We start from the raw sequence: 15,119 nt of genomic DNA on the forward strand, positions 1-15,119 counted from the left end.
CCTTGGCTTCCGCCGCACGAGCGGCGCGGCCCTTTGGGCCTAACCAAGGCTCGATGAGGCAATCTCATCGAGCCTTGGTATTAGCCCTGATTTCGGGCGATAGCATAATGCCGCCGCCATGTACACAGCCATGTTGAACAATGCAGCGGCGTGCTGGCGAAGCATAGGGCGGTGATAATCATACGCAATTTCAGTTATTGACGTATTTGCGCTCACCTCATATCAATGCGTTGTTTCGAAGGTATCCCGCCGTTCGCCTTGCTGTTACTGTAAGGGGAACGCCCGCGGGCCAACGCATTGGGATGGGCAATTGCAGCCATCCTGGGAGATGTCCATATGTTGATGGGGTTTAACAAGGCAGCCTTCGACAAGTTGAATCCCGCCTCTCGCACGGCTCTGATCGGCGCGATCATTTGGACTGCCCTCTCCATCGTCTATCTGACCATTTTCAATGGTTGGAAAAACCTCTTCACCATGCTTCCCCATGAATTCTTCATCGTGCTGCTGTCCATCGCCCTGCCGATCGGGCTGACCGTCTTGATTCTCATGCTCTCGCGGATCGTGAAAAGCGTGGACACCTTGAAATCCGAGGTGACCAACCTCTCCCGGAACGATGTGCCGTCGGAAGGCTCGGTGGCCTTGCTGGCCGACCTGTTGCGCGAGCATCGCACCGCTATCGCCGCCCAGGCGGAAGCGACCGCCGACTTGGTCCGGCTGAACCAGGACGGCCGCGCCCTTGCCGCACCCGCGCAAACATCCGGCACCGACGACGCCATGACCTTGCTGGCCCAGCTATTCCGCGAGCATCGCGAGGCGGTGGCCGCCCAGTTGGAGGCCCAGGCCTCCGCCACCGCCCAACTGGTCCAGGTGACCCGCGACAGCCGCGACGGCATCGTCGACGAATTGCGGTCCCAGCGGGTGCTGTCGCAAGAGATCACCCAGGAACTGTCCCAAATCGCCCAAAGCCGCAACGTCGCGCCGGTGCCCCCCGCCCCCGGCCTCGATCCGTCGCAGCGCATCGACCGCATGCGGGCCTTGGCCGAAGTCCTGGGGCTGGCCCTTAACGACCTGTCCATGACCGCCACCCAGGTGCTGACCCAACATCTGAATGCCGCGCATGGCGACCGGGACGGAACGCGGAAATTCATTTCGACCCTGACCACCGCCTATTTCGCCGGCGACAAGAACGTCTTTTTCCGCAGTCTGGCCCAAGAAGCCGTCAACCGGCCGGAACAGCTTCGCCGCTGCGCCGAAGACACCGATAATATCCGCCAGCAGATTTCCAAGATCTTGCGCGAAGCCCGCGAGATCCGCTCGCTGGTGGCCGCCTGCGACCCCAACGACCTCGTCCGCATCGTCTTCGAGGACGGCGAGCTGTGGGCCTTGGAAAAAGCCCTGACCGAACACTTCCTGATCGACGGAAGCCCCGTCTGGACGGAAGCCGCGCCTGATTCCGGCACGGATTGATGGGCTATGGTCATTCCATTCGGAAGTGGGATATGAGAAACTCCCGCCGCGACAGTTTTGGAGCCGTTCTTATGAATGGCATTCCCGACACCAAGACACGAGCCGGTTCAACACCTTGCCATCGATCGAGTTCCCGTGAGCACTAAGGCCGTTGCACATCTTGACATCGCGGTTTGGATCATGGCGCTGGGCATCGCCTTCAGCATGGCCCTGGTTCTAACCGCCGTGTTCAACGCCAATCCCTGGGAAGATCACACCTACGATCTGGCTCCGCCCATCGTGGCCGGAATGCCCGCCCCTCATCGCGACGGCCGCGAGAAAATGGTCTGCTCCAGCTGCCATATCGTCACGCCCCGCGCCACGGGCACCGGACCGGGATCGGGAACCCTGCCCATCGTCCAGGGCACCCCGGCGCCTCACGTGGACGGCCGCGAAAAAATGCCCTGCGCCAGTTGCCACACCATCGTGAAGAAAGGCAGCGTCGCCAAGGGCGCCAAGGCGGCGCCTCTTCCGGCGGCGATCGCGCCGGGCATGCCCCTGCCCGAGGCCGTTAGCGTGGCCCTGGCGGTGGCTCCGGCCCCCGCCGCCGTCCCCCTGGGCAACGAAGCCCACGAGCGGATGGTGCCCTTCCGCTATCAGGGCAAGGTCATGAGCATCGCCGGAGCCGGAGCCCGCTCGGTCTGGGGCGACATCTATATCCAAGTCAACGACGGCATCAATCCGCCCATCTGGATCGACCTGGCCCCGCGCTGGTACCTGCAGGCCGAGGGCTGCGTGGTCCGCCCCGGCATGTTCGTCAAGGGCACCGCCTTCCGCGACCCGACCCAGGCCAGCGCCGGACTGGATTACGCCATGAGCGTCATGGCCAACGGCGAAATCTGCGCCTTGCGCGACAATCATCTCAACGGCCTGTGGTCGAATGCGGGAGGCATGGATGCCGAGGAACGCTGAGGCTCCGGCCAAAGGGACGGCGGTCACCGATTTCGCCCCCACCCAATGGAACATCATCTATCTGCTGATGACCGTGGGCGCCCTGGTGGCAGCGTTGTCCATTTCCATCCAGCCCCTGCTGCTGGACAAGATCTTCGGCATCGCCTTCGAAAAGGAAGGCGCCGTCAACGCCGATATCCAGGTGGTGGCCGAAATCGTCTCCATCGTCTGCGTGGGCTGGTTCGGCTTGCTGTCCGATCGTATCGGGCGGGTGCGGATCATCGCCCTGGGCTTCCTGATCGCCGTGGTCGGTGCGGCGGTATCGCTGCTCAGCCTTCAGGTGGGCCTGGCCTTCGGCGCCGCCGGCTTGGTGCTGTTCTATCTGACCCGCGTGCTGCTGACCGTGGGCGCCGATGCCGTCCAACTGCAACTGTCCACCCTGGTGGGCGATGTGTCGTCGCGCGCCAACCGGCCGCGGCTCATGGGGAATCTGGTCTTCATGATGGTGTTCGGCGGCACCATGCTGGCGGCCATCGTCATGCAGATGGCCGATTACCCAGGCGGTGTCTTTCTCATCATGTGCCTGCCGCTGCTGGTCGGCATCGCCGGTTTCCAGCTGACGCGGCGCAATCTGCGGGACGTGGCCCCGCCCCAGCCGACTTCGGAAGACGACGAACATCCCCTCCGGCAAGTCTGGACGGTGATCACCAGCGATCCGCGCATGCAGTTGGCCTTCGCCGCCACCTTCTACACCCGTGCCGACGTGATCATCCTCAGCCTGTTCTTCTCGCTGTGGTGCATTTCCGTTTCCGATCTGGTAGGGGTGACCCGCACCTTCGCCACCGCCCATGCCGCCGTGATGATCGGCCTGCTGGGACTGGCGGTTCTGGCGGCGGTGCCCTTGTGGCGAAGCTTCATCGAACGGCACAGCCGCATTTCCGCCATCGGCGCCAGCCTGTCCCTGGCGGCGCTGGGCTATATCTGGCTGGGCATGTTCGCCAACCCCTTCAACTGGCTGGTGGCGCTGCCGCTGCTGATGGTGGGAATCGGCCATGCGGGATGTTTCGTCACTCTTCAGGTTCTGACGGTGGATGTCTCGCCCAAGCCGATCCTGGGGGCCATGGTGGGAGCCGGCTATCTGGTCGGCGGCCTCGGGACCGTCATGCTGGTCCAAAGCGGCGGCTATTATTTCGACGCGCTCGGCCCCCGCGCCCCGTTCATCTTGATGGGAACGGGCAAGATGTTGGTTACCCTGTACGCCGCCTGGCTGCTCGCCAACGGCATCGACGAGACCTGCGACCACCACCTGAAATCGGCCCGCAAGGTGGATTGGAAGCCGCTGGTCTTCCTGACCGCCGCGCTGCCCTTCGTCTGGCTGCTGGGACGTAGCGTCATCGAAGGCTATATCTCCAACGGTTCCCTGGGCGAGGCCCCCGTCGGCTTCGTCAACCGCTATCTCGGCGATTGGGCCTTCACCTTCTTGATCATTTCCTTGGCCATGCGCCCGGTCCAGGAGATCACCGGCATCAAGACCCTGGCCAAATACCGGCGCATGATCGGACTGTTCGCCTTCTTCTACGCGGTCATGCATGTCTTGGCCTATGTCACATTGGAATGGGCGCTCAATCTGGGCGACATGATGGGCGACATCTACAAGCGGCCTTTCATCTTACTCGGCCTGGCGGCATTCGCGCTGCTGATCCCGCTGGCCTTCACCTCGGCCAACAGCCAGATCAAGCGGATCGGCGGCAAGCGCTGGAAGAAGCTGCACAGCGCCACCTACGTGATCAATGCCCTGGTGGCGCTCCATTTCATCCTTGCCGCCAATCACGAAAACGGCGAACCCTATGTCTATGCGGCAGCCGTCATCGTTTTGCTATGGTATCGCTTTCACCAGTGGCGGGGCGGGAACGTACTGCGCGCCCTGCGGATCGGCTGATGGAAACGGACACGCGGCGCATGTCTTTTCGGCGGTGATGGCACAATGACGATAGTCCGGCCCAGGATAGTGGTGATTGGCGTCGGCGGAGCCGGTGGCAACGCTGTCAACAACATGATCCAGTCCAAGATCGAGGGCGTGGAATTCATCGTCGCCAATACGGACGCCCAGGCGCTGGGGCTGAGCCTGACCGAACGGCGCATCCAACTCGGCGGCAGGGTGACCCAAGGCCTGGGCGCTGGTTCGCGCCCGGATCTGGGCCGCGCCGCCGCGGAAGAAAGTCTTGAAGATATCCAGGATCTGATCGGCGACGCCCACATGGTCTTCATCACCGCCGGCATGGGCGGTGGCACCGGTTCGGGCGCGGCTCCGGTCATCGCCAGGACAGCCCGCGAGCAGGGGATTCTCACCATCGGCGTGGTGACCAAGCCGTTCGACTTCGAAGGCAAGCACCGCATGCGTACCGCCGATCTCGGCATCGAAGCCCTGCAAGAAGAACTCGATACCCTGATCATCATCCCCAATCAGAACCTGTTCCGTGTCGCGACCGAGCGCACCACCTTCGCCGACGCTTTCAAGATGGCCGACAATGTGCTCAATTCCGGCGTGCGCAGCGTCACCGATCTGGTGGTGATGCCCGGCCTGATCAACCTGGATTTCGCCGATATCCGCATCGTCATGAGCGAGATGGGCAAGGCCATCATGGGAACCGGCGAGGCGGCGGGCGAGAAACGCGCCATCGACGCCGCCGAGGCCGCCATCTCCAACCCGTTGCTGGGCGACACATCCATAAAGGGCGCCAAGGGCGTCCTCATCAACATCACCGGCGGCCAGGACATGACCCTGTTCGAGGTGGACATGGCCGCCAACCGCATCCGCGAGGAGGTGGCCGCCGAGGCCAATATCATTTTCGGATCCACCTTCGACGACGCGCTGGTCGGCAAGATGCGGGTTTCGGTAGTAGCCACCGGCATCGCCTGACGAAACGCCCTCATCCCGTATCCCGGTGATCGGAACCGATCCCCCCTCATTCGGCGGGCGGAACGCTTTCGAGTCATACCAAGGCCCTTTGATCGGAACCGATCAAAGGGCGCCTCAAGCGCCGGGCGGGATTCTCCGAATCCCTTGGCTTTCGCCGCACGAGCGGCGCGACCGCCTTGCGGTCGACCAAGGCCCGATGAGTCTCGCTCATCGAGCCTTGGTATCAGTCGCCGCGCGGGGCGAAAATGATGACCAGGGCACCCACCATGCAGAAGGCGGCGCCCAAAACGTCCCACCGGTCCGGCGGGCTGTCTTCCACCGCCCACATCCACACCAGCGAGGACAGAATGTAGATGCCGCCGTAGGCCGCATAGGCGCGACCGGCGAAATCGGCATCGACCCGGGTCAAGGCCCAGGCGAACAGCGCCAGGCTGGCCATTCCAGGAGCCAGCCAGAAGGGCGTTTTTCCCAGTCTGAGCCAGGCCCAGAACGCGAAACAGCCGCCGATCTCCGCAAAAGCGGCCAAAAGGTATGTCGGAATGGCCCACATCTTGACTTTATCCTCATTGGCGAAAAAACATGACCGGACAATAGTGACCTTCCCCCGAGGGGCCGTCTTGCCGACGATAACCTCACTTGACAGGCCACTGCATACAATCCCTTATTGCATTGGTCATACCGCCTGCGAATGGCTTGGCACGATCTGCCCGATCAGCGGCACCAGAACGACTCGTGACCAAATGCCACTTTGGGGAGGGGAATATGGAAGGTAACGATGACGCTCGAGGTCCAATCCTTGAGTGGACCGCTGATATGTCCGTGGGCAATGAAACGCTGGACTCCGATCATAAGGCATTTTTCGAGATTGCTCGGCTGCTTTACGATTCACTCGTCGATGGGCAGGAACAGGGATTGATCATCGCCAGCACGCTCTTGATCCTGGAAGAGTATGTGGATGGGCATTTCCTTCGCGAGGAAAAGGCGCTGAAGGCGGTCGGCTTCACTCAGTTCGCGGAACATCACCATAAACACCGCAAGTTTCAAGCCAGGGTGAGGGCGATTTCCGAAACCTATCAAAGTGGGACCAAGTCAGCGGCGAACGACCTCCCCGACCTCGTCATCAAATGGCTCACTCACCACATTCTCAATGAGGACATGCAGTATAAGCGTTGGATCAGAGATTCCGCCGTTGATCCGCGCCCTCTCGCTTTCCTGGCGGCAGAGGCCGCAGGTTAATCCCCCCGTGAACGGGGCTGGATGCAACAATCCAATCAAGTCGACTTGATGCCTAATCCACCCAAGGAATGTTTCAGGCGCCATGCTGCACTGTAACATTTGGCAATAATGATTGATTTGAGCGCTGGACTCCCGACTGGTAGACCTAACAGCGTGAAAAACGAGGTTCGCGGCGCCCCCAGGGCAAGACGCGGACAAGAGGATAAGGATATTCGGCGTGAACCAGATCGTAGCCAGCCTGCTGCCCGGATCGAACGCGCCGTCCCTCGCCAGTGAAGCCTCCGCCGTCCGCAGCCGGACCTTGAAGACCAGCATCGGCTGCACCGGCGTCGGCCTGCATTCCGGCGCCAAGGTCACCATGGTGCTGCATCCGGCCGAGCCCGGCACCGGCATCCGCTTCCGCCGCGTCGACATCAACGGCGGCGGCGCCATCGTTCCGGCCATCTGGTCGGCGGTGCACGACACCCGCATGAATTCCTGCCTGAAGAACGACGACGGAATCGTGGTCGGCACGGTGGAGCATCTGATGTCCGCCCTGGCCGGCATGCAGATCGACAACTGCCTGATCGACATCAACGGCCCGGAAGTGCCGGTGATGGACGGGTCCGCCGCTCCCTTCCTGTTCCTGATCGAATGCGCAGGCGTGGTCGAGCAGTCCGCTCCCCGTCAGGCCATCAAGGTATTGAAGCGCGTGAGCGTGAAGGACGGCGACCGCGTCGCCTCGCTGACCCCGTCCTCGGGCTTTTCCATCCGCTTCGAGATCGACTTCGGCGCCTCGGCCATTTCGCGCCAGGAGTTCTTCGTCAATCTGTCGCGCGGCACCTTCAAGTCCGAGATTTCGCGGGCCCGCACCTTCGGCTTCGAGCAGGAGGTCGCCTTCCTGCGTGCCAACGGCCTGGCCCGTGGCGGTTCGCTGGACAACGCCGTGGTCATCGACTCCACCGGCACCCGCGTGCTCAACGACGAAGGCCTGCGCTACACCGACGAATTCGTCCGTCACAAGGTGCTGGACGCGGTGGGTGATCTCTATCTGGCCGGCGCGCCGCTGATCGGCCATTTCCACGGCATCCGTTGCGGCCATGCCCTGAACAACCAGTTGCTGCGCGCCCTGTTCGCCGACCAGACCGCCTGGACGCTGACCACCGTCGCGCCCGGTTCGGCCGCCGCGCCCTTCGCCGCCGAGCCCCAGCGGGCGGCGCTCAGCGCCTGATCCGTTTTTCCGTTTTACGACCCCCAAAACCCTCCCCGCTTCGGCGGGGAGGGTTTTGTTGCGATAAGAGCGGCCGGGACGGCCGCGCTCCGCCATGACCTCCATGGGAGGCGCGGGCATTCTGCCCGCGACATGAATGGGAGCGCGGGCATCCTGCCCGCGACATGAATAGGAGCGCGGGCATCCTGCCCGCTGGGCCGCTATTTCTTCGGCTTGCCCTTGGGCATGCGGGATTCCATCAGTTCGAACAGCTTGGTGTCGAACAGGAAGATCATGACGCCCTCGTCGTCGGCCTTCATTTGCCCCTCGCTGGTGCCGTTGAGCCAACGGACGAAATAGGGCGCTTTCAGCAAGGGATTGCCCCAGCGCTCCATCAGGAAGGCGGCGGTCTTGTCGAAGTTTTCCTTGGGCTGACGGGCGACGATCTGGAAGATGCGCTGGCTGCCGCCCTCGTCCTCGATAGCCATGAACCAGAATTCGGTGGGAACCCCGGCCAGCATGGTGGGGCGGATGGTCAACCCGCCCTTGCCGTCGTCGAGATAAATGGCGCAACGGTCGACGCCCGCCCCCGCCATGGCGCCGGGCACCGCCAGATGCAGGTGTTCCGCCCCCATGGGCTTGTCGGGATCCTTGCCGCAGATCAGCTTGGCATTGGCCGGAAGCGGGGCGAAGCGCAGTTGGTTGAGCCGCATGCCGATCTGGGCCTGGGCGATTTCCAGCGGCCGGTTGGATTGGGCGAGGGCGGGCAATGAGGCCAATGCCGTCAGCACGGCGGCCAGGATGAGAATGGATCGCATGGCGTCTTACTCGGGTCGAAGGAGGGAACCGGGAGATTTCATCAGTCGGCGCAGGCGCACGTCTCCTACCGCCACGGCGAATTCGTCGGGATATTTTTCGTCGATGAACATGGTGGTGTCGTACTGGTCATCCTGCCAGGACAGGAAGCGGTCGGTGCCTGCGGTGCTTGGTCCCTGGGCGGCGATCAAGGCCTGCGCCGCCTTGTCCCAGCCATCCTGCTTGGCCCACAGGCTGAACTGGGCCAAGCGGAAACGCCCGCCGATTCCCTGTTCCACGAAGACAAGCCACAACCGGGCAGGCCCCGCCAAGCTGGGAACTTGCCCGAGATGCCAGACATCGCCGTCACCGGGGGCGAAGACGGCGCAGCGGCGAATGCGCACCGGACCGCGATTGGACGGCGGGTCCATGTATTTGGGCTGATCCAGCTTGGGCTTGTCGCTATCGGAATCGCAGACCAGCTTCTGGCCGTTGGGCAGCCTGATGGCCCTGGCATCATCGAAGCTCATGCCCGGCTGCGGCAGATTGGCGCCCAGGACGGCGACGGCACGCGACTCCGCCTTGGCGTCCGGGGCCAATGCCGCTATGGCCACGATCAGAGCCCCGCTCACCAGACGCATGGAACAACCACCCCATATTGCACTTGCGAAGAGTATGACATGTCGTGGTCGTCTCGTCATTGTTCAAGCTTGCCTTGCGCCTTCATATCCGCCCGCGATGGCAAGGGCGCCGATGCATCGGCCATCCAGGCGACAATGTCGTCCACCACCACCTGGGCTTGGAGGTCGCGCAACAGCATGTGCCAGCCATTTTCGTAAAGCGCGACGCGCCGGGCCTCGCCCAGGCGCGGCAGGCGCCGGATCGCCGCCCAAGTCGGCTTGGGCGGAATGACCTCATCCTTTTCGCCGTATAGAACCAGAACCGGCAATTGAACCGCCGCCATCCCCATCTGCGCCGCGTCCATCAGATCCACCAGACCGTGGATGGCATCGACGCGGGTTTCCTTGATCACCAGCGGATCCCGCGACAGGGCGCGCAGCATTTCGATATTATCGGAAGCCTGGATGCCCAGCCCGCGTCCGGTCAGCGTCCAGCCGGGCGCGATGGCATTGGTCAGCCACAAGGCTCCTTGTTGCAGCCATCCCATGGTGGAACGCCCCCATACCGCCGGAGCGGCGAGGATCAGGCCCGATATGGCCGCCGACGGCGCCTGGGCGGCGATGATGACCACCGCGCCGCCCATGCTTTCGCCCAGCACATAAAGGGGGATACCGGGATGGCGTTGGTGGAGCAGCGTGGCGCAGGCATTGAGGTCGTCCGCCATGGCTTTGGTGCTGGACCAATAGCCGGGATGCGGCCCGACTCCAAAGCCGCGCTGGTCATAGGCGTAAGTGGCGATACCCTTGGCGGCCAGGGCCTTGCCGGGTGCGTCGAAGGCGTTGGAATAATCATTCATGCCGTGCAGGGCGACGACCACCGCCTTGGGCGACCCGATGGGCAACCAGGATCGCAGGGGCAAGGTGACGCCGTCGGAGGCCTGCAACCGCCCATCGGTCAGGGCGGCAGCGGTCACGTCGGGCCCTTGGGGATGAAGACGCTCGACACAGCCGGCGAGCACCAGTGCCAGGGCGAGGGAAACAAACCTCAGCCCGCCCACGGCAGGATCCGCCCCCGCATCTTCAGATCGGTCTTCAGGATATGCTGGCTGAGCCAGACGCTGAGAAAATCGCGCATTTCGCGGGTGGCTGTCTTGGCCTCGACGGCGCTGTCGTTCTTATGCTTGGCGATGAAGGCGGACAGCGTGCGCGTCAGCTCGTCATGCTGGCGCTTGTTTTCTTCGTAGCCGTCATACTTGGCTTCCAGCTGCAATTGCTCTTCCCGCTGGAAATGGTCGCCCACGTAATTCTGCAACCGGGTCAAGATATCCGCCATCTGGGCGGAACTGACGGCGCCGCCCTGAGCGTCGGCGGCAGCGTTGAATTCCCCGACCAGGGCGAACAGCTGCTTGTGGTCGTCATCGACAATGTCGATTCCGATCTTCATCGCGCCGTACCAGCCGGTTGCCATGACGGAATTCCACCTCGCCGTTGACACAAGACGGTCAGATTACCGCGAGCGTCCCTCTATGGCTAGAGCGCGATGACACCAAGTTTGCGCAAGACTGCGCCAACTTGGTGTCTGAATCGCCCTCTAACTTATTGATAAGAGGCGGATTCAGCTTTGAGGTTGAATCGCTTTGCGATTCGACCTCAAAGCATCCGGCTCTAGGTCTTGGACGAGGTCAACTGGAGGAAGATGTCTTCCAGGTCGGTTTCCTCGGTGGACAGATCCATGATGGCAAGGCCGGACTCGCCGAAAGCCGCCAGGATGTGGCCGATGGGCACCGCCGATGGGCGATAGCGCACCACCACGCGGCGACCGTCCTTCAACTCCGGCGCGAATGGAACCAGCGGCGCCGGAACCTCCGTCACATCGCGGTCGACGGTGATGGTCAAGGCCTTGCCGTCGATGCGCTTCAGCAGATTGGGAGTGGTGTCGCAGGCCACCAGCTTGCCGTGATTGATGATGGCGATGCGGTCGCAGAGCTGTTCCGCCTCTTCCAGGTAGTGGGTGGTCAGCAAGATGGTGGTGCCGCGCGCGTTCAGTTCGCGCACATAGGCCCACAATTGCTGGCGAAGCTCGATGTCCACCCCGGCGGTGGGCTCGTCCAGCACCAGGACCGGCGGCGAATGGACCATGGCCTTGGCCACCAGCAGGCGGCGGCGCATGCCGCCCGACAGGGTCCGCGCATAGGCGCCCGCCTTGTCGGCCAGTCCGACCGCTTCCAGGATTTCCATGGTGCGACGTTCCGACTTGGGCACGCCATACATGCCCGCCTGCACATCCAGCAGTTCCAGCGGGGTGAAGAACGGGTCCAGGTTCAGTTCCTGCGGCACCACCCCGATGGCCGCCTTGGCGCCGCGCTGGTCCATGTCCAAATCGCGGCCCCACACCTTGGCGGTGCCCGATGTCTTGACCACCAGACCGGCCAGGATGTTGATGAAGGTGCTTTTTCCCGCCCCATTGGGCCCCAGCAGGCCAAAGAAGGAGCCGCGCGGCACCGCCAGCGAGACGCCGTCCAGCGCCCGCTTTTCACCGCGCGAGCCGCGATAGACCTTGACCAGGCCCTCGGTCTCGACGGCATGATCGGGCATCTGCGCGGGAGACCGAGGAGTGGGTGAATTCATTCGCCCACTCCGAGGCAAGGGCAACGCCCGCCGCGCCTGCCAGCTTTGCTGGCAATCATTTGATTGCACGCTTTCGCGTGCAGGGCGCGAAAGCCAAGCGAGCGGAGGCGAGCGCCCGGCGCTTGAGGGACAGGAACGAGACACGATAGTGACTCGTCCAAACGAGAGAGTGATTGAACCATGGCCGCCAATGGGTATCATCCGCCCAACACATCGGTCAACGGAGCAACACCAGTCATGTCAGCCCAAGCCGCGTCTTCGTCCGCTTTCGAAACCATCACCGTCTCCGACGCCAAGGTCGCCTGCGACGGCAATGCCGCCGAAGGCCTGGGCCATCCCCGCGTCTATCTCGACCTGACCGCCCATGGCGAGATCGTCTGCCCCTATTGCTCGCGCACCTACAAGCTGGCCGAAGGCGCCAAGATCGGCCATCACTGATCATGATGCCCCTCAGTCGCCGGGCGGGCGCGTCCGCGCCCTTGGCTTTCGCCGCACGAGCGGCGCGCCCTCAACGGGCTAGTCGCTTCGCTCCGCGAGCTCTTTCGACGACCGGCGGCGTGAGATGACCTCTCCCCGCCACGTCACTCTGATCGATGGCTCGGGCTTCATCTTCCGGGCCTTCCACGGTCTGCCGCCCATGACCCGGCCGGATGGCACCCCGGTGAACGCCGTCTACGGCTTCACCACCATGCTGATGAAGCTTTTGTCGGAGTCCGATGCCGACCATGTGGCGGTGGTTTTCGACACGTCGCGCAAGACCTTCCGCAGCGACTTTTACCCGGACTACAAAGCCCACCGCCCACCGGCGCCCGAGGAACTGGTGCCCCAGTTCCCGCTGGTGCGCGATGCGACCCGGGCCTTCGATGTCTGCTGCATCGAGATGGAGGGCTTCGAGGCCGACGACCTGATCGCCACCTATGCCCGCGCCGCCGTCGCGCAGGGCGCCAAGGTCACCATCGTCTCGTCCGATAAGGATCTGATGCAGTTGGTGGGCGAGCGGGTCCAAATGTTCGATCCCATGAAGAACCGCGTCATCGGCGAGCCCGAGGTGCGCGAGAAGTTCGGCGTCGGCCCCGACCGGGTGGTCGATGTCCAGGCCCTGTGCGGCGACGCATCCGACAATGTTCCCGGCGTGCCCGGCATCGGCATAAAGACCGCCGCCCAATTGATCGGCGAATACGGCGATCTCGACACCCTGCTGGCCCGCGCCAGCGAGATCAAGCAGCCCAAGCGCCGCGAATCCCTATTGGAACATGCCGAACTCGCCCGTATCTCCCGTCGGCTGGTGCTGCTGCGCGACGACGTGCCGTTGCCCGTCGCCATGGACCAGTTGGCGGTCAAGCCGGTCAACCCCGAGACCCTGGCCGCCTTCTGCGCCGCCCAGGGTTTCCGCTCGCTGATGAACCGCCTCAACGTCAAGGCGCCGCCCGTCGCGACCATGGCGGCGGCAACTCCGGCCGCCTTGCCCGTCGCGCCCAAGGTGGAGACCCGTTACGAACTGGTGGTGAGCGAGGACGCGCTGGACCGCTGGATCGCCGAGGCGACCCGGGCGGGCACCGTCGCCTTCGATACCGAGACCACCGGCCTCGATCCCCTGCGCGCCCAGTTGGTCGGAGTTTCGCTGTCCGTCGAGCCCGGCCGCGCCTGCTATATCCCGATCCTGCACAGCCCCCCCCAGGCGCAGGGCAGCCTGGATCTAGGTGGCGGCGGTCCCGCCGCCGACACGCCGAAAATCCTTCCCGCCAAGACCACCCTGGACAGGCTGAAGCCGCTGCTGGCCGATCCGGCGGTGCTCAAGATCGGCCACAACATCAAATACGACATGCAGATCCTGGCCGGACTGGGTCTGGTGCTGACCAGCCTGGACGACACCATGCTGCTGTCCTATGTGCTGGACGGCGGCGCCCATGGCCATGGGCTGGACGAGCTGTGCCAGCTGCATTTCGGCCACGCCAACATCGCCTTCTCCGAGGTCTGCGGCACCGGCAAGGCGCAGGTGACCTTCGATCGCGTGCCGCTGGACAAGGCCCTGGCCTATGCCGCCGAGGACGCCGACATGACGCTACGGCTGCACCGGCTGTTGAAGCCGCGCCTGCTGGCCGAGCGCATGGTCACCGTCTACGAGACGCTGGAACGGCCGCTGGTGCCGGTGATCGTGGAAATGGAGCGCGCGGGCATCAAGGTCGACCGAGCGGCCCTGATCGCCCTGTCCGAGGATTTCGGCCGCCGCCTGGGCGAATTGGAAAACGAGGTCATCGCGCTGAACAACGGCGAGGTCTTCAACCTGGGTTCGCCGCAGCAATTGGGCAAGGTGCTGTTCGAGACCTTGGGCCTGCCGGGCGGCAAGAAGACCAAGACCGGCCAATGGGCCACCGGCGCCGACGTGCTGGAAGAGCTGGCCCATCTGCACCCCCTGCCCGCCCGCCTGCTGGACTGGCGCCAGATCTCCAAGCTGAAAAGCACCTATACCGACGCCCTGGTCAGCCAGATCAACCCGGCCACCGGGCGCGTCCATACCAGCTATTCCCTGGCGACCACCACCACCGGGCGACTGTCGTCATCGGACCCCAATCTGCAGAACATCCCCATCCGCACCGAGGAAGGCCGCAAGATCCGCCACGCCTTCGTCGCCGATGCGGGCTGCAAGCTGATCTCGGCCGATTATTCCCAGATCGAGCTTCGCCTGGTCGCCCATGTGGCGGGGATCGAAGGATTGCGCACCGCCTTCGCCTCGGGCGCCGACATCCACGCCATCACCGCCTCCCAGGTGTTCGGCGTGCCGGTCGAAGGCATCGACTCGTCGCTACGCCGCCGCGCCAAGGCCATCAATTTCGGCATCATCTACGGCATCAGCCCGTTCGGACTGGCCGCCCAGCTCGGCATTCCCCAGGGCGAGGCCAAGGCCTATATCGCCGCCTATTTCCAGCGCTATCCCGAAATCCGCGACTATATGGAACGCACCAAGGAAGAAGCGCGGGAAAACGGCTTCGTCACCACCCTGTTCGGCCGCAAGGTCTATACGCCGGGCATCAAGGACAAGAACGGCGCCATGCGCGCCTTTGCCGAACGCGCCGCCATCAACGGCCCCATCCAGGGCGGCGCCGCCGACATCATCAAGCGCGCCATGGTCCGCCTGCCCGCCGCCCTGAAGGAGGCCGGGCTGGCCGCCCGGATGCTGCTGCAGGTCCATGACGAACTGGTGCTGGAAGCCCCCGAGGCGGCGGTGGAACCCACCATCGCCGTGGTCAAACGCATCATGGAAGCCGCCGCCAGCCTATCGGTGCCCCTGCTGGTGGAAGCCGGCGCGGCGGATAACTGGGGCGAGGCGCATTGA

General features: G+C 63.7%; 14 protein-coding genes. 8 read left to right on the top strand and 6 right to left on the bottom strand.

The genetic code is table 11. The annotated features are described in order from the left end of the window. The first annotated feature begins 336 nt into the window (after positions 1-336). The 4 genes from mamY (at position 337) to ftsZ (ending at position 5,317) form a co-directional block, all read left to right on the top strand. Positions 337-1,467 (top strand): liposome tubulation protein MamY, encoded by a 1,131-nt coding sequence (mamY, locus tag CU669_RS04945; RefSeq protein ID WP_112142723.1) that lies wholly within the window; start codon positions 337-339, stop codon positions 1,465-1,467. A gap of 135 nt (positions 1,468-1,602) precedes the next feature. Next, positions 1,603-2,418: a magnetosome protein MamX gene (gene mamX / locus CU669_RS04950; protein ID WP_239988547.1), complete on the top strand. Its 816-nt coding sequence runs from the start codon at positions 1,603-1,605 to the stop codon at positions 2,416-2,418. Further along, positions 2,402-4,336 (top strand): magnetosome biogenesis transporter MamZ, encoded by a 1,935-nt coding sequence (gene mamZ, locus CU669_RS04955; RefSeq protein ID WP_112142725.1) that lies wholly within the window; start codon positions 2,402-2,404, stop codon positions 4,334-4,336. Before mamX ends, mamZ begins: the two co-directional genes overlap by 17 nt. Before the next feature lie 45 nt (positions 4,337-4,381). Further along, positions 4,382-5,317: a cell division protein FtsZ gene (gene ftsZ / locus CU669_RS04960; protein ID WP_112142726.1), complete on the top strand. Its 936-nt coding sequence runs from the start codon at positions 4,382-4,384 to the stop codon at positions 5,315-5,317. Positions 5,318-5,540: 223 nt separating this feature from the next. On the opposite strand, the gene CU669_RS04965 is transcribed toward ftsZ, so the two are convergent. Then, entirely contained in the window at positions 5,541-5,867 is a 327-nt protein-coding gene (locus CU669_RS04965; RefSeq protein WP_112142727.1) for a YnfA family protein, read from the bottom strand. 212 nt (positions 5,868-6,079) lie between these two features. Between CU669_RS04965 and CU669_RS04970 the strand changes: the two genes are divergently transcribed. Further along, entirely contained in the window at positions 6,080-6,553 is a 474-nt protein-coding gene (locus tag CU669_RS04970; RefSeq protein ID WP_112142728.1) for a bacteriohemerythrin, read from the top strand. A 226-nt stretch (positions 6,554-6,779) separates the two neighbouring features. Then, positions 6,780-7,763 carry a UDP-3-O-acyl-N-acetylglucosamine deacetylase gene (gene lpxC / locus CU669_RS04975; protein WP_239988580.1) on the top strand — a complete coding sequence of 328 codons (984 nt, stop codon included), beginning with the start codon at positions 6,780-6,782 and terminating at the stop codon, positions 7,761-7,763. 200 nt (positions 7,764-7,963) lie between these two features. Here lpxC and CU669_RS04980 read toward each other — a convergent pair whose 3' ends face one another. The 5 genes from CU669_RS04980 to CU669_RS05000 all read right to left on the bottom strand — a co-directional run bounded on the left by CU669_RS04980 (position 7,964) and on the right by CU669_RS05000 (position 11,785). Continuing rightward, on the bottom strand, positions 7,964-8,560 hold the full coding sequence (locus tag CU669_RS04980; protein ID WP_112142729.1) for a hypothetical protein: 597 nt from the start codon (positions 8,558-8,560) through the stop codon (positions 7,964-7,966). 6 nt (positions 8,561-8,566) lie between these two features. After that, a complete protein-coding gene (locus CU669_RS04985; RefSeq protein WP_239988548.1) occupies positions 8,567-9,178 on the bottom strand; it encodes a hypothetical protein in 612 nt (203 codons plus the stop codon). A gap of 56 nt (positions 9,179-9,234) precedes the next feature. Continuing rightward, entirely contained in the window at positions 9,235-10,131 is an 897-nt protein-coding gene (locus CU669_RS04990; RefSeq protein WP_239988549.1) for an alpha/beta hydrolase, read from the bottom strand. Positions 10,132-10,202: 71 nt separating this feature from the next. Further along, positions 10,203-10,625 carry a bacteriohemerythrin gene (locus CU669_RS04995; protein ID WP_239988550.1) on the bottom strand — a complete coding sequence of 141 codons (423 nt, stop codon included), beginning with the start codon at positions 10,623-10,625 and terminating at the stop codon, positions 10,203-10,205. A gap of 197 nt (positions 10,626-10,822) precedes the next feature. After that, complete coding sequence (locus CU669_RS05000) at positions 10,823-11,785, bottom strand: ABC transporter ATP-binding protein (protein ID WP_112142732.1); 963 nt, start codon at positions 11,783-11,785, stop codon at positions 10,823-10,825. Between the two features lie 237 nt (positions 11,786-12,022). Here CU669_RS05000 and CU669_RS05005 point away from each other — a divergent pair, with 237 nt between their 5' ends. Together CU669_RS05005 and polA are read left to right on the top strand one after the other, a co-directional pair. Next, positions 12,023-12,223 (top strand): zinc-finger domain-containing protein, encoded by a 201-nt coding sequence (locus tag CU669_RS05005; protein WP_239988551.1) that lies wholly within the window; start codon positions 12,023-12,025, stop codon positions 12,221-12,223. A 124-nt stretch (positions 12,224-12,347) separates the two neighbouring features. Next, entirely contained in the window at positions 12,348-15,119 is a 2,772-nt protein-coding gene (gene polA, locus CU669_RS05010) for a DNA polymerase I (RefSeq protein ID WP_112142734.1), read from the top strand.

The sequence above is a fragment of the Paramagnetospirillum kuznetsovii genome, from assembly GCF_003284725.1.
Classification (GTDB): Bacteria; Pseudomonadota; Alphaproteobacteria; order Rhodospirillales; family Magnetospirillaceae; genus Phaeospirillum; species Phaeospirillum kuznetsovii.

Coding starts and splice junctions, on each gene's coding strand:
- mamY (WP_112142723.1), top strand. CDS start 337: ATGTTGATGGGGTTTAACAAGGCAGCCTTCGACAAGTTGAATCCCGCC.
- mamZ (WP_112142725.1), top strand. CDS start 2,402: ATGCCGAGGAACGCTGAGGCTCCGGCCAAAGGGACGGCGGTCACCGAT.
- ftsZ (WP_112142726.1), top strand. CDS start 4,382: ATGACGATAGTCCGGCCCAGGATAGTGGTGATTGGCGTCGGCGGAGCC.
- CU669_RS04965 (WP_112142727.1), bottom strand. CDS start 5,867: ATGTGGGCCATTCCGACATACCTTTTGGCCGCTTTTGCGGAGATCGGC.
- CU669_RS04970 (WP_112142728.1), top strand. CDS start 6,080: ATGGAAGGTAACGATGACGCTCGAGGTCCAATCCTTGAGTGGACCGCT.
- CU669_RS04980 (WP_112142729.1), bottom strand. CDS start 8,560: ATGCGATCCATTCTCATCCTGGCCGCCGTGCTGACGGCATTGGCCTCA.
- CU669_RS04985 (WP_239988548.1), bottom strand. CDS start 9,178: ATGCGTCTGGTGAGCGGGGCTCTGATCGTGGCCATAGCGGCATTGGCC.
- CU669_RS04995 (WP_239988550.1), bottom strand. CDS start 10,625: ATGGCAACCGGCTGGTACGGCGCGATGAAGATCGGAATCGACATTGTC.
- CU669_RS05000 (WP_112142732.1), bottom strand. CDS start 11,785: ATGAATTCACCCACTCCTCGGTCTCCCGCGCAGATGCCCGATCATGCC.
- CU669_RS05005 (WP_239988551.1), top strand. CDS start 12,023: ATGTCAGCCCAAGCCGCGTCTTCGTCCGCTTTCGAAACCATCACCGTC.
- polA (WP_112142734.1), top strand. CDS start 12,348: ATGACCTCTCCCCGCCACGTCACTCTGATCGATGGCTCGGGCTTCATC.